Origin of the sequence: Allochromatium vinosum DSM 180 (assembly GCF_000025485.1) — a bacterium.
In the GTDB taxonomy this organism is placed as follows: domain Bacteria; phylum Pseudomonadota; class Gammaproteobacteria; order Chromatiales; family Chromatiaceae; genus Thermochromatium; species Thermochromatium vinosum.
In genome coordinates this window covers 1457135-1483669 of sequence record NC_013851.1, presented here as the reverse complement: position 1 = coordinate 1483669, position 26535 = coordinate 1457135, and the positions used below count along the sequence as shown (strand labels likewise).

Sequence of the window (26535 nt, the reverse complement as noted above, 5' to 3'; positions counted from 1 at the left end):
ATTACTCCGCCGGCTCGCCGGGTTCGTTGGAGACGTCTGCGGGAAGCTGGAACGGGGTGGCAAAACTCAGCGGCGTCATCATGAGCGCACCGCCGTTCGGTCGACCAATATCGGCCTGCACATAGAGGCGCTCGAAGAGCGCGTCGGCCTCGGCGGCGTCCACCACGAGGCTGAGCAGTCGCACCAGCGTCGGTTCGGCCAGCCGGCTGCGGCGCGCGCGCGTCTCCTGGAGCACCGAGTGACCACGGCAATAGACGGAATTCGCCCGCATCACGCCCGCTTGGTCGCGCAGCCAGGCCAGCAGGCGCCGGTCACGGCCGTCATCCGGGAGGATGCAGGAAATGAGTTTGGCCGGGCCGCCGAGGATCGGCGTCGGCACCGAAGGCTCGCGGTCGCTCATTGCCCGGACTCCTGACCCGACACCTGCGCCAGCACCTCGCGCGGGATATAGGTCGCCAGCCGCTCCACGGGCGTGATGTAGGCCAGACCGGCGCCGGGGCGATCCAGATCGGCGGCGCGATAGACCGCCTCGAAGACCACCTCCTGATAATCGCTCGCGACCAGGAGGCTGACGACGTCCTTCTCGGCCTCGATCGCGATGCCGAGCAGTCCCAGCCGCTCGCGCGGCCCGATCCCACGGGCGTGGTAGACGAGCGCCCCGGCCGCACCCATCGCCTGGGCGGCCTGGATGACGGCGTCGCCGCGCCCGGCCTCGACGATGCAGGTGATGAGCACCACGTCGGTCAAATAGGTGATCTTGTCGTCTTTCATAGTGCTGACTGAACCTCCAGTGCGGCATGCGTGACGGGCGCGCGCTGGGCGGCGCGCGTTTGCCGCCCGAGTCGCCGACGCGCCCGGAGTCCGGTCAGCAGTACGCTGATGATCGGGCCGATGGAGGCCAGACAGAGGATGCCGAAGCCTTCGACGGCGTGCGTCGCCTGACCCAGACCCAGCCCCATGGCGAGCACCAGGGGCACGGTGATCGGCCCCGTGGTGACGCCGGCGCTATCCCAGGCGACGTTCACGAATTCTTCCGAGGACATCAGGGTCAAAATGGCAGCAAACAGATAGGGCGGGACGATTAGCCACACCAGCGGCAGGTCGAACACCAGCTTGGTCAGGCCCAGGGCGATGCCGCAGGCGACCCCGATCGAGACCGCCAGGATCAGGGTGCGCTTCTTGAAGAAGCCGTTGGTCAGTTGCTCGGCGGTCACACCCAGGGCATTGAGGGCCGGCTCGGCATAGGTCGCCCCGAAGCCCAGCACCCAGGTGAAGACCACCGCGAGCGTCAATCCGACCCCATAGCGATAGAGCGGCGAGTCTTCCGCCCCCGGAATCTCCATGAAGGCCGCCGGAACCAGCGAGCCCGCACTCCCGCCCAGGGCCGATAGGCCATAGGTCAGTTCCAGGTTGAACAGACACATGCCGATCACCGTCAGGGCGATGCCGAGTCCGATCTCGCGCGGGCGTGGCAGCTCGTCCTTGAGCACCAGCCTGAGGATGACGAACAGGAACAGCACCAGCGGCAGAATGGCGCGGAGGCCCATCAGCACCTCCACTCCCGGACTGCGGGCGTACCAGGCGAGATCCCCGGTCGACGCACTGGCGGCGGCTGTCGCGGCGGCGAGGATCTCGGTCGGCGTGACGGTGCCGGCGATGTAGAAGGCCAGCAACAGCACGCCGATGACCGGGAAAAGCGAGGCCAGGGTCACGATGCCGAAACCCGACAGACCTGAGTCGCCCCGCCCGGCCGCCGCCGCAATGCCGATGCCGAGCGCCAGCACCAGCGGAACCGTGACCGGCCCGGTGGTCACGGCCCCGGCGTCCCAGGCCAGACCCAGTACCTTGGCCAGCTCCGGTTGGCTCGCGCCATAGAGCGTCAGCCCGATCACCGGGACCAGCGACGCATAGATCAGGGGCTTGAGGCTCCAGCCATAGAGAAAGCGCAGTGTACCCAGCACGGCGGCGAGTCCGACGCCGGCGCCGATGACCAGCACCAGCGCGCCCGACCAGGGGTTGAGCAGCGCCCAGAGATAGGGCGCGCGCTCGGGTGAGACGTTCTGCCCGGCGGCCTGGAGCGCGCCGATCGCCGGCTCGGCGAAGGTCACGCCGATGCCGAGCAGCAGGGTGATGAGTAGCACCAGCGGCAGCGGCGACTTACGCGGCAGGCGGTGGCCGATCAGCTCGCCGAAGGGCATCAGGCCCAGTTTCAAGCCCTCCATGAAACACATCAGACCCAGGATCACCGCGAACAGACCGCCGGTGATCAGCCAGGAGTCGTCGATCAACTGGCGCAGGATCAGGATCTGGAACAGCGCCAGATAGAGTGCCAGGGGCGCGACGGCCTTGAGCTGATCCAGGAAGCGCACCGAGACGTAGGGCTGGAGCAGACGCAGGATCTCGTCCGGATGCAACCGGATGGGGCCGGGGGCGGATTTGGGCAGCGGACGCCCGCGCGCATCGCGGCCCTCAGATGGGACGATGGCGTTGAAACTCAGCTCGCGCCGCCCCGCCCCGATGGCGCGGAGATAATCGGCGTAGCGAACCTGGTTCTGCGTCGGACTCATGCCCCGTCCTCAGTAATATCGAAACCTTGGCAGAGCTAAGCAAAAAATTTACCAACTCCACCGCGATTCAGATCGGCTGCTGAATCAGCGCCTTGAAGGATGACGCGGTCGATCTCGAACCACGGTCTGGAGGTCGAAACTCCGATATTTCGGAATTCGCACGAAACACCGATCCGCCTCAACCGGATCGGCTCAATCCCAGCCGTTTCATGCGCGATTCGAGCGTCGTCGGCTTGAGACCGAGCCGTTCCGCCGCCCCGCCCGCGCCGCGGATGCGCCAGTGCGTCTGCTCCAGGATCTGGAGGATATGGGCGCGCTCGTTGTCGGCGAGCGTGTCGGTCGCGGTCGGTCGTGTGGTCGTCGCCGGTGCGCATTCGAGCGCCACATGCAGGGTGGGGCCGCGCGCCAGGATCATGGCGCGCTCGATCAGATTGCGCAGTTCACGCACATTGCCCGGCCAGTGATAGTCGAGCAGCGCCTGCATCGAGTCCTCGGCGACGTGCTCGATCGGCTTGCCCATCGAGTCACTGAAGTGCTTGATGAACTCCCAGGCCAGCCAGGGGATGTCCTCACGCCGCTCGCGCAGAGGGGGCAGCGTCACCGGAAAGACGTTGAGGCGATAGAACAGATCCTCGCGAAAACCGCCCGCCTGGACGGCGCGCGCCAGATTACGGTTGGTCGCCGCGATCAGACGCACGTCGACCCGGATCGTCCGGGTGCCGCCGACGCGCTCGAACACCCCGTCCTGGAGCACGCGCAACAGCTTGGCCTGAAGCTCCAGCGGCAGCTCGCCAACCTCGTCGAGAAAGAGGCTGCCGCCATCGGCCAGCTCGAAGCGTCCGGGCTGACGCGCCAGTGCGCCGGTATAGGCACCCTTTTCGCGCCCGAAGAGCTCGGTCTCGATCAGGGAGGCCGGCAGGGCCGCGCAGTTGACCTTGATGAGGGGGCGCTCACGGCGTTGGCTCAGCGCATGGAGGGTATCGGCCAGCACCTCCTTGCCGGTGCCGGTCTCGCCGAGCAGGAGCACGGTGGCGTTGGTCGGGGCCGCTTGGGCGATCTCGTCGAGCACCTGATTGAAGCGCGGTGAACGGCTGGCCAGCATCTGGGCGGGACGCGCACATCCGGACTGGCGCAGATAGCTGTTCTCGGCCTCCAGCCGCTCCTTGAGGCGCGTGATCTCGGCGAGCGCGGCCGCCAGCTCGGTCTCGCGGCGACTGCGCGCCAGCGCCTGAGCGAACACCTCGCCGACGATCTTGAGCCGGACGATCAGATCCTCCGGCCAGGCGCGGGTACGATGGAAGGCTGAGAAGGCGATCACGCCCATGACGCGCCCACCGACCCGCAGTGGGATACTCAGGTTCGAGCGCAATCCGCTCTGACGGCTGAACTCAGCTTCGATCTCGGCCTCGGGCGGCAGATCCGCCGGGAGATCCGGCAGCACGAGCAATTGACCGGAGCGCAGCGCGCCGAAATACCAGGGCAGCGGCAACCCGACGCCCAGTGGAGTGGTTTCGATCCCGTTGCGCGCCACCGAGCAGAGCACCTCGATCGGAGAATCCTCGTCCCTGAATTCACCGAACGAACTGCGATCGAATCCGAGAAAGTCGACCAAACGCGCCAAGGCGGCTTCGATTTCAGCGATGACCCGCTCAGGCGGGAGGTTGGCGAAGAGCGCCGACAGATCACCCAGCAAACGCTCGAAGGCCAGACGCTCGGCGAGCGAGACCTCGGTCGCATTCGACGGCCGGCGCCTATCCACCATGAACGGGGGCACGCCACTCGCCGGCCTCGCTGCATCGCTCGTGATTCCGCTACCTGGATTGGCGTTCTTTGTCATAGAAAATCCGATATTTCGGAGGATGATTCAAAGCCTTCGTGACCCAGTTCCAGTCATCGGTGCAACCCATTGAATCGATGGGCGATACATTGGCGTTTCAGGCAACGCTTTGAGCTACCGGTTTCTTTCCTACCCGCTGCTCAGCCCATCGGCGATGACGGCGAGCCGATGCCAGGAGTCGCCCGGCTCGACGCCCTTGATGGCGCGATCGACGCCGGCGCACTGAGCCAGCAGCTCGCGCAGGCGCCCCGGAGACAGCCGCTTCAGCGCTCGCCCGATCGTCTCCTGACGCATCCGTGGCACGCGATGTCTGGAATAGACCGCGTCGAGCGAGGCACGCGCCGCGACGGCTCCCGCCGCCTCGGCCAGCATCCGCAGCTCGCGCGCCAGCACCCAGAGCACCAGCACATCCGCCGTCCCCTCGGCCCGCAGCACCGCCAGCACACGCTGCACCCGCGCCCGATCGCCACCGAGCGCGGCATCGGTCAGCGCAAAGAGATCGAATCGCGCGCTGTCGGCCAGATTGCCGAGCAGATCGTCGAGTTCGAGCGGCCCCGGATCGTGCAGCAGACGCAGTTTCTCGACCTCCTGCGCCGCCGCCAGCAGATTGCCTTCAGAGCGCTCGGCCAACAGTCCCGCCACGCCTGTGCCCGGCTGGAGGCCGGCCGACTGCAACCGTTGCGCCAGCCAGGCTTCCAGCTCGCGTTCCTTCAACGGCCACACCTGGATCACGGCTCCGATCGACTCGACCCGCTTGGCCCAGGCCGACTGCAATTCCTTGCGATCCATTCCAGGCGCCAGGATCAGCAGCAGATTGTCCGGACAGGGACGCTCGCAATAGGCGCGGATCGCCTCGCTGCCCTCCTTGCCGATCTTGCCGTTGGCCGCGCGCAACTCGATCAGCCGCCGTGACGAAAACAGCGACATCGCATCCGCAGTCGCCGCCAACGCTCCCCATTGGAACGGCCCCTCGGTGTCGAGGATCTCGCGCTCGTCGAACCCGGCACGGCGCGCCGCCTCGCGCACCAGGCGCGCGGCCTCGCCGAACTGATAGGGCTCGTCGCCGCAGATCAGATAGACCGGCGCCAGTCCGGCCTTGAGCTTGGAGCCAAGCTCGTTGAAACGAATAGCCATGATATATTTTCAGCCAACCAAAACCCGTCATCCCGTGGAGCACACTGGACATGGTCGAGATCAAACATCGCGAAACCGGAGCGATCCTGGAAACCATCGCCGCCGATTCGCTCGTCGGCGCGGATCTGCGCGACATGCAACTGAGCGGCGCGGATCTGCGCGGGATGGATCTGAGCGGTGCCAACCTGACATCGAGCGACCTCGACGGTGCCTGTCTGGCCGGTGCGCGTCTGGTCGATACCATCCTGATCGGCGTCCATCTGAAACAGGCCGATCTGAGTGAGGCGGATCTCACCCGCGCCCGGCTCGGCTCCGAGCATCCGGCGCGCTCGGCCATGCTCAATCACGCCAACCTCGCCGGCGCCCGACTGGCCCAGGCCGATCTGCGCGGCGTCGAGATCCGCTATGCCAATCTCCAGGGCGCGGATCTGAGTCACGCCGATCTGCGCGGGACGGATTTCCACGGCAGCGACCTGCGTTCGGTCAAGGCGACGAGTGCGCTCTTCATCCGTGCAAATCTGCGCGAGGCCGATCTCTCGGACGCCGATCTGCGCGACTGTCATCTCAACGACGCCAATCTGGTCCGCGCCAATCTGAGCCAGGCCGACCTGACCAGCACGACTCCCGAAGGTTTCACCGTGATCAATCTGGCCAATCTGGAAGGGGCCAATCTCAATGGCGCCCGACTGCGCGGGATCCTGGCTCAGGATACCAACTTCCGTCACGCCAATCTCACCAACGTCGACCTGACCAACGCCAGCCTTGGCGGCTCCATCCTGCATCGGGCCGATCTCACCAACGCCGACTTTTCGGGCGTCGAGCTGGCCAGCGTCACCCTGGAGTTCGCCAACGTCTCCAAGGCGCGCAACGCCCAGGTTCCGAGCTACAAGCAGAATCTCCGCTAGCACGACCTCATACGGAATCGAACCGGGAACCAAAGACATGCCTTACTTCGTCTACAAGATCTCCCCACCCCGCCAGCTGGAACATCTCGATACGGTCGATCAGTATCAGCGCGCGCGCGAACTGGTGCGCGAACGGCGTCAGAGCGAACCGCGTGAGACGGGGGCGGAGTATCGCCTGATCTTCGCGCGTCAGCAGGGCGAGGCCGAGCGCCTGCTCTCGACTCCGCGTGACACGCGCGTGATCGGCGAGGATTGAGGCCGAGCGGACCCGCTAGCGCGCCGACATGATGAAGCTGTTCGGCCGCTCAGCGGCGTAGAAGCTCAGCACCTTGCGCACATAGTCCTGCGTCTCGGTATAGGGCGGGATCTGGCGGCCATGCTTGATCACGGCTCCCTCGCCCGCGTTGTAGCCGGCGAGCGCGAGCTTGACGTCCTGATCGAAGAGGTCGAGCAGATCGCGCAGATAGGCCGAACCGCCACGGATGTTCTCGGCCGGATCGAAGCTGTCCCTGACGCCGTAGCGCGCGGCCGTGCCCGGCATGAGCTGCATCAGTCCCTGAGCGCCGGCGCGCGAGACGGCCGCCGGATTGTAGGCCGATTCGGCACGGATGACGGCATGGAGCAGACTCGGCGAGAGTCCGTAGCGGCGCGCGTTGGCCAGGACGAAATGATGGTAGAGGGCGCGTCGCTGTGATTGCGACTGGTTCAGCACGGCGACTGATTGGCTGGTAATGATGCGTCCCCGACTGGCGATGCTCGTGCTCGGCTCCGGCTTCAACCGGGTCGTGACCTCACGCGCGACCTTGCGCGATTCTCGATGCCATTCGAGCCTGTAGCGGCTGCCCTGAAGCGGCGCATCTGTAAAGTAGACGTTCCCCGCCGCGTCGACATATTTGTAGATATCAGCGCGTACCGTTCCCCAGGATGCAACCGCAACGGCACCGAGCATCACGGCCGCTCTCAGCGTCACACACATCCCCCATCCCCCTTTGAGATTCGACGAACAGGGATAGCATAGTGCATTCCCACCCTGAAATCAGCCTGTCTCGCTCCATCCAGGCACCTCCATGACCAGGCCCAACCACTGGGTCCAAAAGTCACTTGCAACGCAATCATATCGTGCCCGAGGCGCCTGACGGTTTGCTTTCAATCTCGATAGTTATGATTGGTTTCTAGTGTCGAGTATAAAAATCGGATCGGAATTGAGATCGAACAAATTTTCATTGGCCTCGATTGCCGAGCACACTATAATCTGGCCTCCAATTATGACTAACGTCACCAATGTACCGGGGGGAACATGAATCGACGTTACTTCCTAGGGATGGCCCTGTCCGCGGCGGCCGCTCCCGTTGCCGCCTCACCCTTCTTCTCACGCCGCTCGGCCGAACGCCCGCGTGTCCTGTCTTTCCGCCACCTGCACACCGACGAATGGGTCGACGTCACCTATCGCATCGGCGACACCTATCAACGATCCGCCCTGCTGCGACTGAACCAGTTCTTCCGCGACTTTCGCACCGGCGACGTCACGACGATGGACCCGCAGCTCTTCGACATCCTCTACGATCTCAAGCTGAGGCTCGGCGATCCCGACGCCCGGTTCGACGTCATCAGCGCCTACCGCTCTCCTGCCACCAACGCCCGGCTGAGGAAGGCGTCCAGAGGTGTCGCCAAGAACAGCCTCCATCTGCACGGCCAAGCCATCGATGTGCGCTTCCCCGATCTTTCGACCCGTCGTCTGCGTGATGCCGCCGTGTCGCTCGGACGTGGCGGCGTGGGGTATTACAGACGCTCCGACTTCGTGCATCTCGACACGGGCGCGGTCCGCTCCTGGGGCGCCTGATCGGCGCGACTGACACCACGGGGACGCGAAGATCGGCGACTCGCTCGATGTTTGCAGGCCGCATGCCGGCTCATCACCAACTCGCTTCGCGGACCCTGTGCTCCAACTATCGGTCGACTCTCGACCCGTTCAGCCGAGCGCACGGAAACTGGCGCTGAGATCCGGCAGATCGACCTCGTTGACGGCGATCCGGAGCGGCTGGTTGAGCGTCACGGCATCGCGCACCCGAATGCGCGCTTCCAGCGCCAGATCCGGCACCAGGATCACGGCCCGGCGTTCTTCGAGCGCCACCACCACGCCCTGCCCCTTCCAACCCGGATTCTCCTTGAGATAGACCAGCTTCCAGTGCTGGTTGGAGAGTCGTTCGCCGCGTCGCACCGCGATCGACGATTGCTCGGCCTCGCCGATGCGCTCCAGCACCTGAGCGCGATCGAGCGGCGGAGCGCCGTCGAGCCAGGCACGGATCTGCTGATGCACCAGCAGATCGGAATAGCGCCGTAGCGGACTGGTCGCGCGGGTGTAGTGCCCCAGACCCAGGCTGGCGTGCCGGTCCGGCTCCAGCACCAGCCGGGTCGGCTTGAAGCCGCGCCGACGGGCATACATGCTGGCCAGGTCCGTGCTCTCATCTGTCGATTCGGGCGGCGGCTGGACAGCGAAGGGGATCGGGATCTCGCGCTCCAGACAGAAGCGCGCGGCGGCCTCGCCGGCCATCAGCATGGCATCCGTGACCAGCTCGCGGCTCATCAGCCGCGGCAGCGGACGGATGTTGACCCGACCGTCCTCGACCCGCACGCTGACTTCAGGCAGGGCCAGACGGCTGGCGCCCTGCGCAAAGCGCCGGGCGCGGAAGCGGTCGGTGAAGGCGCGCAGGGCGGCGAAGGGTTCCTCGCTCAGCCGCTGCTCGACGGCCTCATAGCTCAGACGGGTGACGCGCACCCAGGTGCGGTGGACCTCGATGTCGCGGAGTTCGCCGTCCGCGTCGCAGCGCAGGGCGAACGAGAGCGCGGGCGAGACCTCCTGCAATCCCAGACCCAGATGTTCGGTCACGCGCCAGGGGAGCATGTTGACCACGCCCTCGGGCAGATAGAGGTTCGAGCCGCGCGCGCGCGCCTCGCGTTCCAGCTCGCTGTCCGGACGCACCAGAGCGCCAACGTCGGCGACATGGACCCAGAGGCGGTCGCCGTCCAGGCTCAAGGCATCGTCGGGGTCTTGATTGCCCTCGTCGTCGATGGCATAGGCCGGCAGATGGGTGAGATCGAGCCGCGTCTCTTCGTCGAGATCCGGGACCGGCAGTTCGATGTCGCCGATCGGGGCGCCGCAGCGGCGCGGATGCGGATTGTGACGCTCGGGCCAATGTCCGACCTGGACCAGGGCACGATGGGCGCTCTCCGGAGTCTGCGGATGGCCGAGCGCTTCCAGGATGCGGCTGTGCTCGGACTGGCCGAGCGCCAGACGCTCGACCTCGCTGAGCCGGGGCGCATCCTCGGGCGCCGGACGCGCGGCGGCCATGCGCTCCAGGAAGGCGCGCCAGTCGCGTTCGGCGGCCTCCTTGGCGGTACGCTCGGCCTGCTCGCGCTCGACCACCGCGCGCGGTCGGACCTGGATCGACTCGGGCGTGCCGACAAAAGCCAGCCCTTCGGCGACCTGCTGCCAGACGGCCCAGGCGCTCGCCGGTGTGTAGTCGTCGAAGGCCAGTTCGGCCAGCTCGCGCACCGTGGTCTCGCCGCCTTCCAGCAATTCCCAGGCCGCGTTCAGTTCGCCCTCCAGCGGCACCAGTTCGGACAACCGGCGCAGTGGTCCGGGATGCAGCAGTTCGATGTCCTTGGGCCGGACGCGCTTGGTCTGACCGCCCTCCAGCTCGATCTCGATCTTCTCGCCGAGCGCGGCCACGCGCGCCGGCCGGCTCTTGTAGAGCACCAGGCTATCGAGAGGGGGTGTCACTTGATGTGTCGGCAAAGCGCTGTTATCTCCGGTGGAACCGCATGTCATACTGGACGCGGCTTAGATGTCTATTTTCGAGGTCCATATCATGATGCATCAATGGCGAGACTTCCTGACCGCCGGCACGGCGTCCATCGACGCCCAGGGGCGCGTCCAGTTCCCGGAACCGGCGACACCCACGGATTGCCGGCTGTTCGATCTCTCGCATCTCGGGCTGATCGCGGCGCGCGGTGCGGACGCAGCGAGCTTTCTGCAGGGACAGCTCACCAACGACATTCGCGAGCTGTCGGCCAGCCATACCCAACTCAGCGCCCATTGCAGCCAGAAGGGACGTATCTTGACGCTGTTTCGCGCGCTGCGTCTGGACGAGACGATCTATCTCCAGACGCCGATGGAGCGTGTGGCCGAGAGCATCCAGCGCCTGAGCCGCTTCATCCTGCGCGCCAAGGTCACGCTGAACGATGCCAGTGACGAGCTGATCCGCATCGGGCTGGCAGGCGAGACAGCTCCGGCACTACTCGCTGCTCAGGGTCTGCCAGTGCCCGAGCGCGACAATGGACTGGTTCAGTCTGATGACGTCGCCGTGATCCGGATTCCCGGCCCCACGCCACGTTTCGAACTGATCGGCCCCTTCGAGCCGCTGCGCGCACTCTGGGAGGCGCTCGCGCCCCAGGCCGCACCCGCCAACGCCACCGACTGGACCCGGCTCGACATCCAGGCCGGTCTGCCGAACGTCTACGACCGCACGGTCGAGACCTTCGTGCCCCAGATGCTCAATCTGCAACGCATCGACGGCGTGAGCTTCAACAAGGGCTGCTATACCGGCCAGGAAGTCGTCGCACGCATGCAGTTCCTCGGCAAGCTCAAGCGGCGCATGTATCTGGCCGAAGTCGAGCGCGACGCTCCCCCCCAACCGGGCGAGGAACTCTCGGCCGCCTCCAGTGCTTCACAACAGACTGAAGGCTGGGTGGTCGATGCCTGCCCGATCGGCGACCGGCGCCATGCCCTGCTGGTCGTCACCGAAACGGCGGCCGTCGACAGCGGTCACGACATCCGGCTCGGCGCCGATGGGCCGACGCTCAGTCTGCGCGAGCCGCCCTATGGGTTTCCGGCCTAGATCGACTCCGGGCGCATGTGCGGGAACAGCAGCACGTCGCGGATCGAGGGCGAGTCGGTGAAGAGCATCACCAGCCGGTCGATGCCGATGCCCTCGCCCGCCGTCGGCGGCAGACCGTGCTCTAGGGCGCGGACATAGTCGGCGTCATAGTACATGGCCTCCTGGTCGCCGGCCTCCTTCTCGGCCACCTGGGCGCGGAAGCGCTCGGCCTGATCCTCGGCGTCGTTCAACTCCGAGAAACCGTTGGCGATCTCGCGTCCGCCGACGAAGAGCTCGAAGCGGTCAGTGACGCTTGGGTCTTCGTCATTGCGCCGCGCCAGCGGTGAGACCTCGGTCGGATAGCGGGTGATGAAGGTCGGGTCCATCAGCCGGCTCTCGACCGTCTGCTCGAAGAGTTCGACTTGCAGCTTGCCCAACCCCCAGGTCGCCTTGGGTACGACGCCATGACGCTCGACCACCGCGCGCAGGCGATCCAGGTCGTCGACGTCCGCCGCCGTCAGCTCGGGATTGAACTGGAGGATCGCGTCACGCACGCTCAGCCGCGCGAAGGGCCGACCGAAATCATAGTTTGCGCCCTGATACTGGATCTGAGTCGTGCCCAGCACCTCGATCGCCATCCGGCGCAGCATGTCCTCGGTCAGATCCATCAGATCGTGATAGTCGGCATAGGCCTCGTAGAACTCCAGCATGGTGAACTCGGGGTTGTGCCGGGTCGAGAGACCTTCGTTTCTGAAGTTGCGGTTGATCTCGTAGACCTTCTCGAACCCGCCGACCACCAGCCGCTTGAGGAACAACTCGGGCGCGATGCGCAGGAAGAGCTGCATGTCGAGCGCATTGTGATGGGTGATGAAGGGCCGCGCCACCGCACCGCCCGGAATCACCTGCATCATCGGCGTCTCGACTTCCAGATAGCCGCGACCGTTGAGATAGTCGCGGATGAACTGCACGATCGCGGTGCGCACGCGGAAGGTGTCGCGCGTGCCCGTGTTCATGATCAGATCGAGATAACGCTGCCGATAGCGGCTCTCCATGTCGGTCAGACCATGGAATTTCTCGGGCAGCGGACGCAGCGCCTTGGTCAGCAGACGCAGCGAATCACAGCGCACCGACAGCTCGCCGGTCTTGGTCTTGAACACCTGACCCTCGACGCCGATGATGTCGCCGAGATCCAGCTCGCGCTTGAAGTGGTCGTAGGTCTCTTCGCCGACCTGATCGCGCTGGACGAAGACCTGGATGCGCGCCGACATGTCCTGGATGTGCGCAAAGCTCGCTTTGCCCATGACGCGCCGGGTCATCAGTCGACCGGCCAGCTTGACGCGCACCGCACGCGCTTCCAGTTCCTCGGCCTCCAGCGCCTCGTACTGAGCCAGCAGGTCGCCCGCCAGCGCATCGCGCCGGAAATCGTTCGGGAACGCGTTGCCGCGCTCGCGTAGCCGCGCCAGCTTCTCGCGCCGCTGGGCGATCAGTTTGTTCTCGTCGAGTGCCTCGGTGGCGGTTGATGGCGCGTCGCTCATCGGATTGGGAGTCTCCAGGTGATCCGGCGATCAGCCGGCGGCCTGGGTTGGCGGCCGGCTGATCGCGCTGGCTGAAACGGACAGCGGTTCAAAGCCCGCTCTTGAGGCTGGCTTGGATGAAGGGGTCGAGATTGCCGTCGAGCACGCCCTGGGTGTTGGCGATCTCCACCCCGGTGCGCAGATCCTTGATGCGCGACTGGTCGAGCACATAAGAACGGATCTGGCTGCCCCAGCCGATGTCGGACTTGGTCTCTTCCAGCGCCTGCTGGCTGGCGCGGCGCTTCTGCATCTCAAGCTCGTAGAGCTTGGACTTGAGCTGCTTCATCGCCTGATCCTTGTTCTTGTGCTGCGAACGGTCGTTCTGACACTGGACCACGATGCCGGTCGGGTTGTGGGTGATACGCACCGCCGACTCGGTCCGGTTGACGTGCTGACCGCCGGCGCCGCTGGCGCGATAGACGTCGATGCGCAGGTCGGCCGGGTTGATCTCGATCTCGACCGAGTCATCGACCTCGGGCGAGACGAACACCGATGAAAACGAGGTATGCCGCCGGTTGCCCGAGTCGAAGGGCGACTTGCGCACCAGACGATGCACGCCGATCTCGGTGCGCAGCCAGCCGAAGGCATAATCGCCCTCGAACTTGACGGTGGCCGACTTGATGCCGGCCACTTCGCCCGCCGAGACCTCCATCAGCTCGGTCTTGAAGCCGCGCCGCTCGCCCCAGCGCAGATACATGCGCAACAGCATCTCGGCCCAGTCCTGCGCCTCGGTGCCGCCCGAACCAGCCTGGATGTCGACGAAGGCGTTGCAGGCGTCCATCTCACCGGAGAACATGCGCCGGAATTCCAGCTCCGACACGCGCGCCTCGTGGCTCTTGAGGTCGGCGACCAGCGATTCGAGCGTCGCTTCGTCGGATTCCTCGGCGGCGAGCGCGAGCAGATCGTCGGCGTCAGCGAGCGCGCCGGTCAGCTCGTCGATTGTGAGCACCACGGCTTCCAGCGTGGCGCGCTCGCGCCCCAGCGCCTGGGCGCGGCCCGGATCGTTCCAGATGGTCGGATCCTCCAGTTCGCGCAGAACCTCGGTCAGCCGATCCTTGCGTTCGGCGTAGTCAAAGATACCCCCTGAGGGACTCGACACGTCCCTTCAGGTCGGCGATTTGATGGGCGATCGGATTGATGTCGAGCATGAGCAGTCCCGGCCGGATAAAAGTTTGAAATCATAACCCGTCGTCACACGGGCTTTCCAGTGATGGCGAATCGAGAATACCAACGCCCGCTGACGACAGGCGTTCAGACGAAAGCCGCGCGGAACGCTTCCACGAAGGCGTCGTAATCGGCCTCGGGCAGATGGTTGATACCGGCCGCGCCCGTGCGCCCGCCCCCGGTCGGGAAGCGGCGGCAGAGCTGGTCGGCGCCCTGAGGACGGGCCACCGGAGCGCGGACACTGACCAGAAAGCCGCCCGCGCTCAGGCGCGTGAGGATGGCGTGCGCCTGTTCGGGCGCGGCCTGTGCCAGTTCATTGGCATAGACACCGCTCGCGCGCCGCGCCCAGGGTTCGGCCGGCAGGATGACGAGACGATGCCGGTCGTCCTCGTATTCGGACTTCAGTGCGCGTGCGCACGCCATGTCATCGGCATAGCCGTCGCGCAGGCGCGCGAAGGCCGCCTCTTCTCTAATGAAATCGAACGGGTCCGCGTAGGGCTGGAGGCGCCGATAGAGCGCATCCGGCGCAAAGTGCAGATCCTCGATACTGGGGCCGTAACCGTTGTAGTTGAGGCAGATCCCCAGCTCACGCAGGCGCTCGACCTCGAGCGCGTCCAGACTCAGCGACTCGGCTGCACGCCGCGCCGAGCGATTGAGATTGTCGCCGAAGGCTCCGACCACGGCCCAGGCCCGCGCCCGTCCGTCGAGATAGGCATCGACCAGCAGACTGGTACAGACCTCGGGCCGCATGTCCAGATGCGCACTCAACCCCGGATGCTCCGGGATCTCACCGGGAAGATGATGATCGAAATAAGTCACACGGACGCCGGCCTCCAGCAGAGCACGCAGTGCCGCGCCATTCTTCTCCATCGAGAGGTCGAGCACGGTCACAGACTCGGCCTGATCCACGGGAACACGCGCGAGCAGATCGATCTCCCGCTTGGGACCGGTCACGAGCCGGGTGTCGAGCGGCTCGATCAGCCGCAATTGATGCAGGGCGCACAGCCCGTCGGCATCACCATTGAAAACGTCGTATCGGCTCATGCAAATCTCTAATCGAATCGTGTTCAAGTGTCGCATCGCCATCAGGCTGAGGCGTGCGAACGCGCACGACTCTACAATACTCCAGCCGCGATCCAAAGCATTGCGCCATTGCCCGACCACGCCGCTACCATTAGACTTAGGGATCGACCTGACACAGACGTCGCTGGAATCCGTCGGACAGTCCGCGTTCGGACCGGACCAGCCGCCTCCCGACAGCGTTCCAATCCGCGTCGAATTCCGACTCTAAACTCCCATTATCAAACGCCCCATTTCGTTAGGAGCCCGCATGGCTATTGAGCGCACCCTTTCCATCATCAAGCCGAACGCCGTCGCCAAGGACGCCATCGGCGCCATCCTCGGCCGTTTCGAGGCCGCCGGACTCAAGATCGTCGCCGCGCGCATGCTGCACATGAGCCGCGAGCAGGCCAGCGCCTTCTACGCCATCCATCAGGGCAAGCCCTTCTTCGATGAGCTGGTCGACTTCATGATCTCCGGCCCGGTGATGGTGCAGGTGCTGGAGGGTGAGGACGCCGTGGCCAAGAACCGCGAGATCATGGGCGCCACCAACCCGGCCCAGGCCGCGCCCGGCACCATCCGCGCCGACTTCGCCGACTCCTTCACCGAGAACGCCGCGCACGGCTCGGATTCGCCCGAGAACGCCGCCGTCGAGATCGCCTTCTTCTTCCCCGAGGGCGTCTGCCCCCGCACCCGCTGATCGAGACGATCAGGATTGCCATGAACGCCACTTCGACCAAGCCCAATCCGCTCGACCTCGACCTCGCCGGCTGCGAGTCGCTGGTGACGGCGCTCGGCTTCAAGGCGTTCCATGGCCGCAATCTCTTCAAGTGGATGCACAAGCATGGCGTCGTCGACTTCGACGCCATGACCGATCTGCCCAAGAGCCTGCGCACCGTCCTGCTCGAGACGGTCGAGATCCGGCTGCCGCGCATCCTCCAGACCCATCCCTCCGCCGACGGCACCGTCAAGTGGGTGATGGAGCTGGTCGATGGACAGCGGGTCGAGACCGTGTTCATCCCCGAGGGCAAGCGCAGCACCATCTGCGTGTCCTCTCAGGTCGGGTGTGCGCTCGAATGCGCCTTCTGCGCCACCGCGCGCCAGGGCTTCAACCGCAACCTGAGCGTTGCCGAGATCATCGGTCAGGTCTGGCATGCCGCGCGCCAGCTCGGCGCCGCACCGACCAACGTGGTCATGATGGGCATGGGCGAGCCGCTGGCCAACTTCGAGGCGGCGGTCAAGGCCATGGACGTCATGCAGGACGATCTGGCCTACATGCTGGCCAAGCAGCGCGTGACCCTGAGCACCTCGGGCATCGTGCCGAACATCTACCGGCTGCGCGAAGTCAGCGACGTCTCCCTGGCCGTCTCGCTGCACGCACCGAACGACGAACTGCGCGACGAACTGGTGCCGATCAACCGCAAGTATCCGCTCGCCGAGCTGATTCCCGCCTGCAAGCACTATGTCGCCGGCGACAAGCGGCGCAAGATCACCTGGGAATACGTGATGCTCGACGGCATCAACGACAGCCCGGCCCACGCCAAGCAGCTCATCCGGTTGCTCGAGGGCGTGCCGTCCAAGGTCAATCTGATTCCTTTCAACCCCTTCACCGGCAGCGATTTCGGCACCTCGCCGCCGGATCGGGTCGAAACCTTCCGCGAGCGGCTGGCCCGCTCGGGGATCTTCGCCATGACGCGCAAGACCCGTGGCGACGAGATCGCCGCTGCCTGCGGACAACTGGTCGGGCGCGTCCAGGATCGCACCGGACGGCTCGGGCGCATCCGGGTCGAGGCGGACACACGGGTGGATCTGCGATGACGATGCACGGATTCGCTCCACGTCTGTCTCTGGTGCTCGGCCTCTGCCTGACGCTGCTGGCCTGTGGCGGCAAGTCGACCCTGAAGACGGGCGACGAGGCGCTGGGCCTGACCCCGGATGACAGTCCGGCCAAGCTCTATGTCGACCTGGCCAAGGAATACCATCGGCTGGGACAGACCGAGGTCGCCCTGCGCCGCGCCCAGCAGGCCGTCAGGGCCGATTCCAAATATGCACCGGCACACGTCTGGCTGGCCTTCCTGCTCGAACAGTTGCAGCAGAGCGACGAGGCGGCCAAGCACTATGAGCGCGCCATCCAGCTCGCTCCGAACAATCCGGACGTGCTCAATGCCTATGGCTCCTTCCTGTGCAATCAGCGCCGTTATGCCGAGGCCGATGCCCAGTTCCTCAAGGCTGCCGCCAACCCCATCTACACCTCGCCCTGGATCGCCTTGACCAACGCCGGCAATTGCGCCGTTGAGGCAGGCGATACGACCAAGGCCGAGACCCATTATCGCGCGGCCCTCCAGTCGAACGCCGGCTTCGGTGTCCCGTTGGCCAGTCTGGCCGAACTGGCCATGAGGCGCGGCGACGCCAAGGCCGCCAAGGACTATATCGACCGCTATTTCAAGTCAGAGACGGTGCGCACGCCCGCCGCCTCGCGCATTGCCCTCCAGGCTGGCATCAAAGCCGAGCGCGCGCTCGGCAACCGCAAGCGCGCCGCCTTCTACCAGGACGCCCTCGACAAAAACTTCCCTGAGCCGGCGACGACCGGCCGCGTCCCCTAGGATGACCAAGACGAGACCGACCGGATCAGGCCCATTGGCGTTCACCGCCAGTCGGCCGCCCCCGCGAATCACCCAAGCAAGTGATACCGCACTTTGAAAACCGACCATTGATCACGCCATGAGTCCATCGATCAACACCACGCTGTCAGACGATCCCAACATGCTGGAGCCAAACGATACCCCGGGTCGCCGACTGCGGGCACTGCGTGAGTCGCGTAAGCTCGACGTCGAGCGGGTCGCGGCTCAACTCCATCTTCAGCGCCATGTGGTGGAGGCGATCGAGGGCGATCAGTACGAGCGTCTGCCGGCGCCCGTGTTCGTCGTCGGTTATCTCAAAAACTACGCCAGACTGCTGGGGGCCGACCCGGCGCCCATCGTCACGGCCTATCGCGCCATGGTTCCGGTCCGCGAGGTCGGTCTGAGTCATGCGCTGAGCGTTCCGGACGATTCCTCGCAGTCGTCCGGCGGCGGGCGCTGGGTCTGGGCGGTCGCCGTCCTGCTGGTCGGCGTCGTCGCCGGAATGGCAACGCTCTGGCTACGCGGACAGAGCGACTCCACGCTGCAATCGGACGCGCTCGCCCTGTCGCCCAAGGGCGAGGAGTCGGCGAGCACGGTCGCCGCCCCCGCCAAGCCTTCGGATACGTCCGGTGTGGCCACGGCGGCGAATGCGACGTCGGTCTCTGCCGCCGGCCCCGAGTCGACGATCGCCGCGCCACCCGAGAGCATCCCGCTTCGAGGCGCTCAATCCCAGTCGCCTGCCGGCGCGACGCCAGCCGAGCCGGCCGAACCCGCCGCGCCGGCCACCCCGGCACCCGTCGAGACGCTCGTCGCCGCCAGCACGCTGACGAGCGCTCAGAGCACGACCAACGAGGCGCTCGCTGACGAGGAGGCATCGGACGCGGAAGCTCAGGCCGAATCCGTGACGGAAGAACCGGCTCCCGAACCGACCTCCACCGAGGTCGTGCTCGAGTTCACCGGTACTTCCTGGATCGACGTGCGCGGCGCCGGTGGCGGCGTGGTGCTCAATGGCGAGATGCGCTCGGGGGATCGGCGCGTGCTCGATGGGGAACCGCCCTACAAATTCGTCATCGGCAATGCCTCCGCGACCCAGTTGACGATCGGTGGTCGCCCCTTCGATCTCCAGCGTCGCGCCCGCGGCAATGTCGCGCGCTTCACGCTCGACCCGAGTTCCTTCGAATGATCCGTTGGCCGGATTCCGGCCAACCCTGACTTGCGCCCTCATCCATGAGCAAATACATCCAAGCCATCCGCGGGATGCACGACATCCTGCCGGAGCGCATCGCCATCTGGCACCGTATCGAGGAAGCCGCGCGCGAGGTGCTGGCCGGCTATGGCTACAGCGAGATCCGCACGCCACTGGTCGAGGTGACGGAGCTGTTCAAACGCTCCATCGGCGAAGTGACCGATATCGTCGAGAAGGAGATGTACAGCTTCGCCGATCGTCATGGCGACAGCCTCAGTCTGCGTCCCGAGGGGACGGCGAGCTGCGTGCGCGCCGCCATCGAGCACGGCCTGCTGGTGCAGCCGCAGCGGCTCTGGTATCAGGGACCAATGTTCCGCTACGAGCGCCCGCAGCGCGGACGCTATCGTCAGTTCCATCAGATCGGCGTGGAAGCCTTCGGGCTGGCCGGTCCCGACATCGACGTCGAGGTCATCCTGCTGACGGCGCGGCTGTGGCGGCGTCTGGGACTCGACAGCTTCCGGCTGGAGATCAACACCCTGGGCGACAGCGCCGAGCGTCAGGTCTATCGCGAGCGACTGGTGGACTATCTCCAGGCGCGCGCCGACCAGCTCGACGCCGACAGCCAGCGGCGCCTGAGCACCAATCCGCTGCGCATCCTGGACTCCAAGCACCCCGAGACCCAGCGGCTGCTGGTCGACGCGCCCAGTCTCATGGACGTCCTGGGCGAGGAGACGCGCGCGCACTTCGAGCGTCTGCGTGCCGGACTCGATGCCGCCGGCATCGACTATCAGATCAACCCGCGTCTGGTGCGCGGTCTGGACTATTACAATCGCACCGTCTTCGAGTGGATCACCGAGGATCTCGGCGCTCAGGGGACGGTCTGCGCCGGCGGGCGCTATGATGGACTGGTCGAGCAGCTCGGCGGGCGAGCGACCCCGGCGGTCGGCTTCGCCATGGGGCTGGAGCGGCTGGTCGAGATCCTGGAGCAGTCCGGATTCGCCCCCGAGCGGCGCCTCGACGCCTATCTGGTCGCCGTCGGCGAACGCGCCGAAGCGGCCGCGCCCGCGCTGGCCGAGCGACTGCGCGATGCCCTGCCCCGTCTGCGTCTACAGTCCAACGGCGGCGGCGGCAGCTTCAAGAGCCAGTTCAAGAAGGCCGACAAGAGCGGAGCGCGCTTCGCTCTGATCCTGGGCGACGAGGAACTGGAACGCGGCGTCATCGGCGTGAAGGATCTGCGCGGCGAGTCCGGGCAGCGCGAGCTGCGCCATGAGGACGTGGCCGCCTTCCTCACCGAGATGCTTTGACCCCCTATTGACGGAGACTGTCGTGAGCTACGAAACCGACGACGAGAAAGTCGAGGCGATCAAGACCTGGTGGAAAGACAATGGTCTGTCGGTGATCGCCGGCGCGGCCATCGGTCTGGCTGCCATCTGGGGCTGGCGCTTGTGGATCGGCCATCAGGAGAGCACCGCCAGCCAGGCGTCCATGGCCTTCGAGCAATTGATGCTCGATGCCGCCGACAAGCAGACCGAGGCGGTGAGCAAGCAGATCGACCGGCTTGAGGACGACTTCGGCTCCACGCCCTACCCGGCGCTCGGCGCCCTGGTCGCGGCCAAGGCGCTCCACGAGGCCGGCCAGACGGCCGAGGCCATGACCGCGCTCCAGAACGCGATCGACACCGCGCCCGATCCGGCCATCGCGCGTCTGGCCGCACTGCGTCTGGCGCGTCTCCAGTTCGCCGAGAACCAGTTGGACGCGGCCGCCAGGACGCTCGACAAATATGACGTCAGCCCCGCCTTCGCCGGTGAGTTCGCTGCCGTGCGTGGCGACATCGCCGCCGCGCGCGGTGATCTGGACGCGGCGCGCGCGGCCTATCAGCGTGCGATCGAGTCGGGCAGCAGCCTCTCGCAACTGATCCGACTCAAGCTCGACAACCTGCCTGCCGCCGGTTGAGCGGCCCGGATACCGCCATGATGAGACTTCGCTTCGGATCTTCGCTCTTGCGGCTCAGCCTGGTTCTGGCGCCGGCCCTGTTGCTGGCCGGCTGCGGCGGTATCCCCTGGTTCGGCAAGGAGAAAGACCCGACACCGCCCTCGCCGCTGCCGCCCCTGGCGCAGGAGACGCGGTTCGACACACTCTGGTCGGCACGCCCGACGCGCGGCACCGAGGAGCGGCGGCTCTATCTGGTTCCGGCGCTCGCCGAGGGGCGGCTCTATGTCGCCGATGCGCGCGGCCGGGTGGTGGCGCTCGCCGCCGACTCGGGACGCGAACTCTGGCAGCGCGACACGGGGCTGGCCTTCAGCGGCGGACCGGACGTGGCCGGCGAGCGTCTGGTGCTCGGCACCAGCCAGGGCGAGCTGGTCGCGCTCTCGACCCGGGACGGGCATGAACTCTGGCGCGCCCAGCTCGGCAGCGAGGTGCTCTCGGTGCCGCGTTTGGGGGCCGATGGCCGGGTCTTCGTCCATACGCTCGACGACAGTCTCCATGGCCTGGACGCCGCAACCGGCCAGAGCCAGTGGCGCATCGACTATCCGCCGCCGGTCCTGACCCTGCGCGGCAGCAGCACCCCGGCCCTGACCGAAAACGGGATCATCGTCGGACTCTCGGGCGGCAAGCTGGTCAAGCTCGATCCCAAGGATGGTCTGCCGATCTGGGAAGTGACCGTCAGCCGTCCGAGCGGACGCTCTGAACTGGCGCGCATCGCCGACATCGATGCCGATCCGGTCGTGGTCGGCCCGACGGTCTATGTCGGCGCCTACAATGGCGATCTGGCCGCCGTGGATCGCGAGCTGGGCGAAGTGCTGTGGCGACGCGAACTCTCGGCTCACGCCGGACTGGTGGCCGACGACGGCGGACTCTATGTGACCGACTCCAAGGATCAGGTCTGGGGCGCCGAGATGGCCGATGGCGCCGGGCGCTGGAGTCAGGACCAACTGCGCTATCGTCGGCTCACCGCGCCCGCGCTGCTCGGCGAACGGCTGCTGGTCGGCGACTTCGAGGGCTATCTGCATCTGCTCGACAAGCGTGATGGACGACTGGTGGGGCGGATGCGTCTGACCAAGTCCGGCATCACCGCCCGCCCGCTGGTCGCGGGCAACCGCGTCTATGTCTATGCCGACGACGGCACGCTCGCCGCGCTGACGCTGGGCGCAACGACGACCCCACCCTCTGCGCCGGCCGCCAAGACGCCGCCGGCGACCCGGACACCGGCGGCCGAGTCCTCATCCGGCACGCCGCCATCCGATCAAACCACAACTCAAGGGAAGCGCTGATCCGCATGTTGCCCGTCATCACTCTGATCGGCCGCCCCAACGTCGGCAAATCGACCCTCTTCAACCGTCTCACGCGTACCCGTGATGCGCTGGTCGCCGACTTCCCCGGTCTGACGCGCGACCGGCAGTACGGTATCGGGCGCATCGGACCGCGCCCCTATGTCATCGTCGACACCGGCGGCATCGGTACTGCGGCGGAAGGAATCGAGGCACTGATGGAGCGTCAGGTTCAGCGCGCCGTCGAGGAGGCCGATCATCTGCTGTTCATGGTCGATACCCGCGACGGCTGCACGCCCGAAGACATCGACATCGCTCAGCGACTGCGTCGGCTCGGCAAGCCGATCACCCTGGTCGTCAACAAGAGCGACACCATGGATCCGACGCTGGCCGTGACCGATTTCCATCGGCTCGGGCTGGGCGATCCCTGGGCGGCGTCCGCGACCCAGGGTCTGGGGGTGCGCGGACTCATCGACCATGTCTTCGAGCATCTACCCGAGAGCGCGGAAGAGGATGCGGCGGACATCGAGCACGACCGGATCAAGGTCGCCGTCGTCGGGCGTCCGAATGCGGGCAAGTCCACGCTCATCAACCGGCTGCTCGGCGAGGAACGGCAGGTCACGTTCGACAGTCCGGGCACCACGCGCGACAGTATCTTCATCCCCTTCGAGCGGCCCGGCCACGACCAGCGTTACACCCTGATCGATACGGCCGGACTGCGCCGGCGCGCGCGCGTCCATGACCCGATCGAAAAGTTCAGCGTCATCAAGACCCTGCAAGCGATCGAAGAGGCCAACGTCATCATCCTGGTGATCGATGCGCATGAGGGCATCGGCGAGCAGGACGCCACGCTCGCCGGGCATATCATCGAGAGCGGGCGGGCGCTGGTGGTGGCGATCAACAAATGGGACGGGCTGGACCCGGATGCACGCAACCGGGTGCGCGATCAGTTCGCGCGCAAGCTGGCGTTTCTGGATTTCGCCAAGCTGCACCGGGTCTCGGCGCTGTACGGCAGTGGTGTCGGCCATGTGCTCGACGATGTCGATCTGGCCTATGCCAATGCCACGCGCGACCTGTCGACGCCTGAACTGACCCGGCTGCTGGAAGCGGCGGTGATGGAGCATCAGCCGCCGCTGGTCCACGGCCGGCGCATCAAACTGCGCTATGCCCATCAGGGCGGACGCAACCCGCCGATCATCGTCATCCACGGCAACCAGACCGACGTGGTACCCGAGACCTACAAGCGCTATCTCATCAACCGCTTCCGCAAGGAGCTCGATCTGCTGGGCACGCCGTTGCGGCTGGAGTTCAAGAGCGGTTCCAATCCCTATCAGGGCAAGCGCAACACGCTCACGGCGCGTCAGATCGCCAAGAAGCAGCGGCTCAAGCGTTTCACCGAGCGCAAGAAGTGAGGAAACGCCGTCCGATCTGGAGATGACGCCGATAGCAGCCGAGCTGGAGCCAGCTCAGCAGTGCGGCGGCGCTCATCATCATGAGTGCGCCGAGCGGCGTCAGCCAGACCGTTTCAGGCCAGGTGGTCGCCAGCGTCAGCGCCAGCAGTGCGCTCAGATGCAGCCCGAACTGCACGCGCGCCCAGCGCTCGGGGATGAACGCCTGCATGTGCGGCAGCCGCACGTCGAAACGCCGCGCCGCGACCTGCCGATGCTGGAGATGGAACCAGCTCAGAAACGGCATGATCTTGAACAGCATCCCGCTCGGCAGTCCGAGTCCGACGCCGATCAGGACCAGTACCCCGACCAGTTCCGCTCGCCCGCCTGACAGCCAGACCACAGCCGCCAGCAATGCGCTCAGCATGGCGCTCCACCAGTACAGCAGCGTGACATCGATACGCGGACGCTCGCGCTGGCGCTGCCGGTCCAGCGTCACCAGCGCGAAGACGGCCAGAACTCCGACGGCGGACCCGAATCCCCAGACCGCCAGACCGCCCCAACCCATGAGCGTCGCGGCTGTAGCCAGCAGCAGGCCGCTCAGGATCACCCAGGCTGCCGGTCGCGCCAGCCAGGCCGGATAGGCCGGTGTGACATGGAACATGGGCACCACCTGATAGCCGACGCCCAGGATCAGCATTCCGACCCAGCCGAGCAGCGCCCAGCCGAGATGCAGATCGACCCAGGCCGTCAGTCCGTCGACCGGCACGCCGACCAGGCCAGCCACCAGCCACACGCCGAGCAGCAGCGTCATCAGCAATCCGAAGAGCGCCAGCCGCATTGCCTGGAGCGTGCGCAGCGCACCCCGGCCATGTACGAGCGCGATCCCGGCCGCCCCCATGAACGCGGCCAGCCCGATCGCGAGCGCACCGCCCCCCAGACTGAGCCAGACGGCCCCGCCCCACTGGAGTCCAACCGCGAGCGCCAGCGTCCCCAGGATCAGGCACCCCTGCACCAGCGGTGCAATCCAGTTCGCCCCCGGCACGCGCGCGCCGATCAGAACCGGCAGCATCTGGAACAAGGCGCCCAGCATCACCTGAGTCAGAAAGCCGAGTGCGATCAGATGGGTCAGCGCCAGGGCGCTCGGCGACCAGCGCGTCAGCAGGGCCGACTCGCCCTGCCACAGCAGTAGCGCACCCGCCAGGAAAACGAAGAACGGCGCGGCCAGGAAGAAGGAAAAAGGCACCCGGATCGGCGGTGCCTGATCCAGGCTGAGTCCAGCGGTATTGAGCACGGCGTGATCTCCGCTTCAGGACCAGATGAGGATCTCGAAATACTCGTCCGCGCCCTCGGTGTGCCACTGGTAGCCCAGACGGCGCAGCAGGTCGTAGAGCGGGAACGGCTCGCGCCGATGCACGACCCGCAGTCGCGCGTCCCTAGGCATGTCGGCGAGCGTATCGAGGATACGTTCGAGCGGCTCGGGCGGTTCGAGCCGGCGCACGTCGAGTTCGAGCGTCGCGTCGGTCTCAGGACTCACGCGCCACCAGCCCGGCGATCTCGGTCGCCTGATCGCGCAGCGCGCCATCGGCCATGGGATAGAGCACGATCTCTTCCTTGGAGTTGTGCTGCTGGGTGAGGAAATGGAAGGTCTCCAGCACGCCCTGGCAGGTATCGCGGTCGCGTTGCGCGACCGCCTCGCCCAGATCACCGAGCAGGGCGCGCATCTGAGCGTGCTCGGAGCACATGACCTCGATCGGATTGGCCGCGACCCGATAGAGGCTCGCCAGACGTGGGAAGAGCGTCTGTTCCTCGACGTCGAAATGATGGTTCACGGCCGAGATCAGCGCCTCGGACGCCCGGCCGATAGCCTCCCAGTCGCCGCTGGTCAGGCTCTTCTCGGCGGCGGCCAGCCGATGGTCACAGGCATGATGATCGTGGGTGAAGGCGTCGGTGATGATGGATGACATGATTGGATCGACTCGCAGGATGACTGGACAGGATGGACGAAAGCCGGACGCGATTCTGCAAGGCGGTGCAGCCCCCCGCCTTGATCCAAGTCATCCGCGCCAGACTCCCATCCGCTTCGGCGCCACGATCGCTGATTGTCCAGATAGCTCAGAGGTGGCTCAGCCCTGACGCGCCTTCAGTCGTGCCAGACGCTCACTGGCCGACTGCGGAACGGGCCCTTTGCCACTGGCAGCGGCCAGGGCGGCAGCGATGTTGGGATCATCCTGCTCGGGGCGCGTGGGCGCGAGCAGCTTGGCCTTCAGGCTCGCGGCCTCGGCCTGGGCCAGATCGCGTGCCGCCGCGTCGTTCATCGCCTTCAAAGCCACGTTCAGGCTGCTGGTGGTGCCGCTGAGTCCGGCGGCGCGGCGCGCGGCTTCGGCCTGACGCTCGGCCTGCTCGCGCTGCTGCTCGGCTCGCCGCATGTCGCGCTCGGCACGCTCCAGCTGACGGCGGGCCTCCTTGAGCTTGGTTCCTGCATCGGCATAGGTCTGTTCCAGCATCGCCAGGAACGCTTGGGCATCCGTCGCCTCGCTGGCTTCGCGCTCCACGTCCGGGGTCATCTGCTCCAGCATGTCGAGCAGGGTGTGCAGACTCTGTTCGAGTGCCGTGCGACGGGTCGGATCGGCCTCCGTCGCGAGCTGGCCTTGCAGCATCTCGGCGGCCGCCATGCGCTGATCGAGCAGCGTCTGGATGGCGTCGGCCTCCTGTTTCTCGCGCTCGTAGACGGCGCGCGCCTGGGCGACTTCCAGGCCCAGTTCGTCGAGATGCTGCTCCATGACACGCAGCTCGGCCTCGGTCGCGCCCTTGGGGTCCCAGCGCACCAGGGCCTCGATGCCGCTCTGGACGGCCTGGTCGGTCTTGACCCCAACGAAGTGACGGATGAAATTGAACATGGACAGCAGCTCCTGACGATGACAGAAAAGGTGTTCGAGTACGGAAATACGTTG

26 protein-coding genes are annotated in these 26535 nt (G+C 66.1%); 12 read left to right on the top strand and 14 right to left on the bottom strand.

Annotation, left to right across the window (positions count from 1 at the left end; genetic code table 11):
* Position 1 precedes the first annotated feature (1 nt).
* From ALVIN_RS06395 to holA, 5 genes are all read right to left on the bottom strand, one after another.
* Positions 2-400 (bottom strand): hypothetical protein, encoded by a 399-nt coding sequence (locus ALVIN_RS06395; RefSeq protein WP_012970507.1) that lies wholly within the window; start codon positions 398-400, stop codon positions 2-4.
* Positions 397-771 carry a P-II family nitrogen regulator gene (locus ALVIN_RS06390; RefSeq protein WP_012970506.1) on the bottom strand — a complete coding sequence of 125 codons (375 nt, stop codon included), beginning with the start codon at positions 769-771 and terminating at the stop codon, positions 397-399. The genes ALVIN_RS06395 and ALVIN_RS06390 overlap by 4 nt, the downstream gene beginning before the upstream one ends.
* Entirely contained in the window at positions 768-2567 is a 1800-nt protein-coding gene (locus ALVIN_RS06385) for a DUF1538 domain-containing protein (RefSeq protein ID WP_012970505.1), read from the bottom strand. Before ALVIN_RS06385 ends, ALVIN_RS06390 begins: the two co-directional genes overlap by 4 nt.
* Before the next feature lie 178 nt (positions 2568-2745).
* The gene (locus ALVIN_RS06380; RefSeq protein WP_050750295.1) at positions 2746-4329 is read right to left on the bottom strand and encodes a sigma 54-interacting transcriptional regulator; all 1584 of its coding nucleotides are present in this window, start codon (positions 4327-4329) and stop codon (positions 2746-2748) included.
* A gap of 204 nt (positions 4330-4533) precedes the next feature.
* Positions 4534-5538 carry a DNA polymerase III subunit delta gene (gene holA / locus ALVIN_RS06375; protein WP_012970503.1) on the bottom strand — a complete coding sequence of 335 codons (1005 nt, stop codon included), beginning with the start codon at positions 5536-5538 and terminating at the stop codon, positions 4534-4536.
* Positions 5539-5588: 50 nt separating this feature from the next.
* Here holA and ALVIN_RS06370 point away from each other — a divergent pair, with 50 nt between their 5' ends.
* Together ALVIN_RS06370 and ALVIN_RS06365 are read left to right on the top strand one after the other, a co-directional pair.
* The gene (locus ALVIN_RS06370) at positions 5589-6443 is read left to right on the top strand and encodes a pentapeptide repeat-containing protein (RefSeq protein WP_012970502.1); all 855 of its coding nucleotides are present in this window, start codon (positions 5589-5591) and stop codon (positions 6441-6443) included.
* A gap of 37 nt (positions 6444-6480) precedes the next feature.
* Positions 6481-6699: a hypothetical protein gene (locus ALVIN_RS06365; RefSeq protein WP_012970501.1), complete on the top strand. Its 219-nt coding sequence runs from the start codon at positions 6481-6483 to the stop codon at positions 6697-6699.
* 15 nt (positions 6700-6714) lie between these two features.
* On the opposite strand, the gene ALVIN_RS06360 is transcribed toward ALVIN_RS06365, so the two are convergent.
* Positions 6715-7392 carry a lytic transglycosylase domain-containing protein gene (locus tag ALVIN_RS06360; protein ID WP_200156881.1) on the bottom strand — a complete coding sequence of 226 codons (678 nt, stop codon included), beginning with the start codon at positions 7390-7392 and terminating at the stop codon, positions 6715-6717.
* A 372-nt stretch (positions 7393-7764) separates the two neighbouring features.
* On the opposite strand from ALVIN_RS06360, the gene ALVIN_RS06355 reads away from it, so the two are divergent.
* Positions 7765-8283 (top strand): YcbK family protein, encoded by a 519-nt coding sequence (locus ALVIN_RS06355; RefSeq protein WP_317623704.1) that lies wholly within the window; start codon positions 7765-7767, stop codon positions 8281-8283.
* Between the two features lie 129 nt (positions 8284-8412).
* On the opposite strand, the gene ALVIN_RS06350 is transcribed toward ALVIN_RS06355, so the two are convergent.
* On the bottom strand, positions 8413-10239 hold the full coding sequence (locus ALVIN_RS06350) for an RNB domain-containing ribonuclease (RefSeq protein WP_012970498.1): 1827 nt from the start codon (positions 10237-10239) through the stop codon (positions 8413-8415).
* Between the two features lie 49 nt (positions 10240-10288).
* Between ALVIN_RS06350 and ygfZ the strand changes: the two genes are divergently transcribed.
* Entirely contained in the window at positions 10289-11341 is a 1053-nt protein-coding gene (ygfZ, locus tag ALVIN_RS06345) for a CAF17-like 4Fe-4S cluster assembly/insertion protein YgfZ (RefSeq protein WP_223295274.1), read from the top strand.
* On the opposite strand, the gene lysS is transcribed toward ygfZ, so the two are convergent.
* From lysS to ALVIN_RS06330, 3 genes are all read right to left on the bottom strand, one after another.
* Positions 11338-12855 (bottom strand): lysine--tRNA ligase, encoded by a 1518-nt coding sequence (gene lysS, locus ALVIN_RS06340; protein WP_012970496.1) that lies wholly within the window; start codon positions 12853-12855, stop codon positions 11338-11340. The two genes, ygfZ and lysS, sit on opposite strands and share 4 nt — an antisense overlap.
* 88 nt (positions 12856-12943) lie before the next feature.
* A protein-coding gene (prfB, locus tag ALVIN_RS06335; protein ID WP_148217466.1) for a peptide chain release factor 2 occupies positions 12944-14042 on the bottom strand; the annotation gives its coding sequence in 2 pieces (ribosomal slippage) (positions 12944-13966 and positions 13968-14042; 1098 coding nt in all).
* A gap of 103 nt (positions 14043-14145) precedes the next feature.
* Positions 14146-15102, bottom strand: a complete 957-nt coding sequence (locus ALVIN_RS06330) for a hypothetical protein (RefSeq protein ID WP_012970494.1) — start codon at positions 15100-15102, stop codon at positions 14146-14148.
* Between the two features lie 286 nt (positions 15103-15388).
* On the opposite strand from ALVIN_RS06330, the gene ndk reads away from it, so the two are divergent.
* From ndk to der, 8 genes are all read left to right on the top strand, one after another.
* The gene (gene ndk, locus ALVIN_RS06325) at positions 15389-15817 is read left to right on the top strand and encodes a nucleoside-diphosphate kinase (RefSeq protein WP_012970493.1); all 429 of its coding nucleotides are present in this window, start codon (positions 15389-15391) and stop codon (positions 15815-15817) included.
* Between the two features lie 20 nt (positions 15818-15837).
* Positions 15838-16935 (top strand): bifunctional tRNA (adenosine(37)-C2)-methyltransferase TrmG/ribosomal RNA large subunit methyltransferase RlmN, encoded by a 1098-nt coding sequence (locus ALVIN_RS06320; protein WP_012970492.1) that lies wholly within the window; start codon positions 15838-15840, stop codon positions 16933-16935.
* A 2-nt stretch (positions 16936-16937) separates the two neighbouring features.
* Positions 16938-17720, top strand: coding sequence for a type IV pilus biogenesis/stability protein PilW (pilW, locus tag ALVIN_RS06315; protein WP_223295273.1), 783 nt, complete (start codon positions 16938-16940; stop codon positions 17718-17720).
* Between the two features lie 118 nt (positions 17721-17838).
* On the top strand, positions 17839-18921 hold the full coding sequence (locus ALVIN_RS06310; protein WP_012970490.1) for a RodZ domain-containing protein: 1083 nt from the start codon (positions 17839-17841) through the stop codon (positions 18919-18921).
* A gap of 44 nt (positions 18922-18965) precedes the next feature.
* Complete coding sequence (gene hisS / locus ALVIN_RS06305; RefSeq protein WP_012970489.1) at positions 18966-20228, top strand: histidine--tRNA ligase; 1263 nt, start codon at positions 18966-18968, stop codon at positions 20226-20228.
* Between the two features lie 22 nt (positions 20229-20250).
* Entirely contained in the window at positions 20251-20877 is a 627-nt protein-coding gene (locus tag ALVIN_RS06300; protein WP_012970488.1) for a YfgM family protein, read from the top strand.
* 17 nt (positions 20878-20894) lie between these two features.
* Positions 20895-22196 (top strand): outer membrane protein assembly factor BamB, encoded by a 1302-nt coding sequence (bamB, locus tag ALVIN_RS06295; protein ID WP_012970487.1) that lies wholly within the window; start codon positions 20895-20897, stop codon positions 22194-22196.
* A gap of 5 nt (positions 22197-22201) precedes the next feature.
* Positions 22202-23605 (top strand): ribosome biogenesis GTPase Der, encoded by a 1404-nt coding sequence (der, locus tag ALVIN_RS06290; RefSeq protein WP_012970486.1) that lies wholly within the window; start codon positions 22202-22204, stop codon positions 23603-23605.
* Here der and ALVIN_RS06285 read toward each other — a convergent pair.
* From ALVIN_RS06285 to ALVIN_RS06270, 4 genes are all read right to left on the bottom strand, one after another.
* On the bottom strand, positions 23586-24875 hold the full coding sequence (locus ALVIN_RS06285; RefSeq protein WP_012970485.1) for a hypothetical protein: 1290 nt from the start codon (positions 24873-24875) through the stop codon (positions 23586-23588). The genes der and ALVIN_RS06285 overlap by 20 nt on opposite strands.
* 15 nt (positions 24876-24890) lie before the next feature.
* Positions 24891-25118, bottom strand: coding sequence for a DUF2249 domain-containing protein (locus ALVIN_RS06280; RefSeq protein ID WP_012970484.1), 228 nt, complete (start codon positions 25116-25118; stop codon positions 24891-24893).
* On the bottom strand, positions 25108-25548 hold the full coding sequence (locus ALVIN_RS06275; RefSeq protein ID WP_012970483.1) for a hemerythrin domain-containing protein: 441 nt from the start codon (positions 25546-25548) through the stop codon (positions 25108-25110). The genes ALVIN_RS06280 and ALVIN_RS06275 overlap by 11 nt, the downstream gene beginning before the upstream one ends.
* Before the next feature lie 159 nt (positions 25549-25707).
* The gene (locus ALVIN_RS06270) at positions 25708-26481 is read right to left on the bottom strand and encodes a hypothetical protein (protein ID WP_012970482.1); all 774 of its coding nucleotides are present in this window, start codon (positions 26479-26481) and stop codon (positions 25708-25710) included.
* Between the last annotated feature and the right edge of the window lie 54 nt (positions 26482-26535).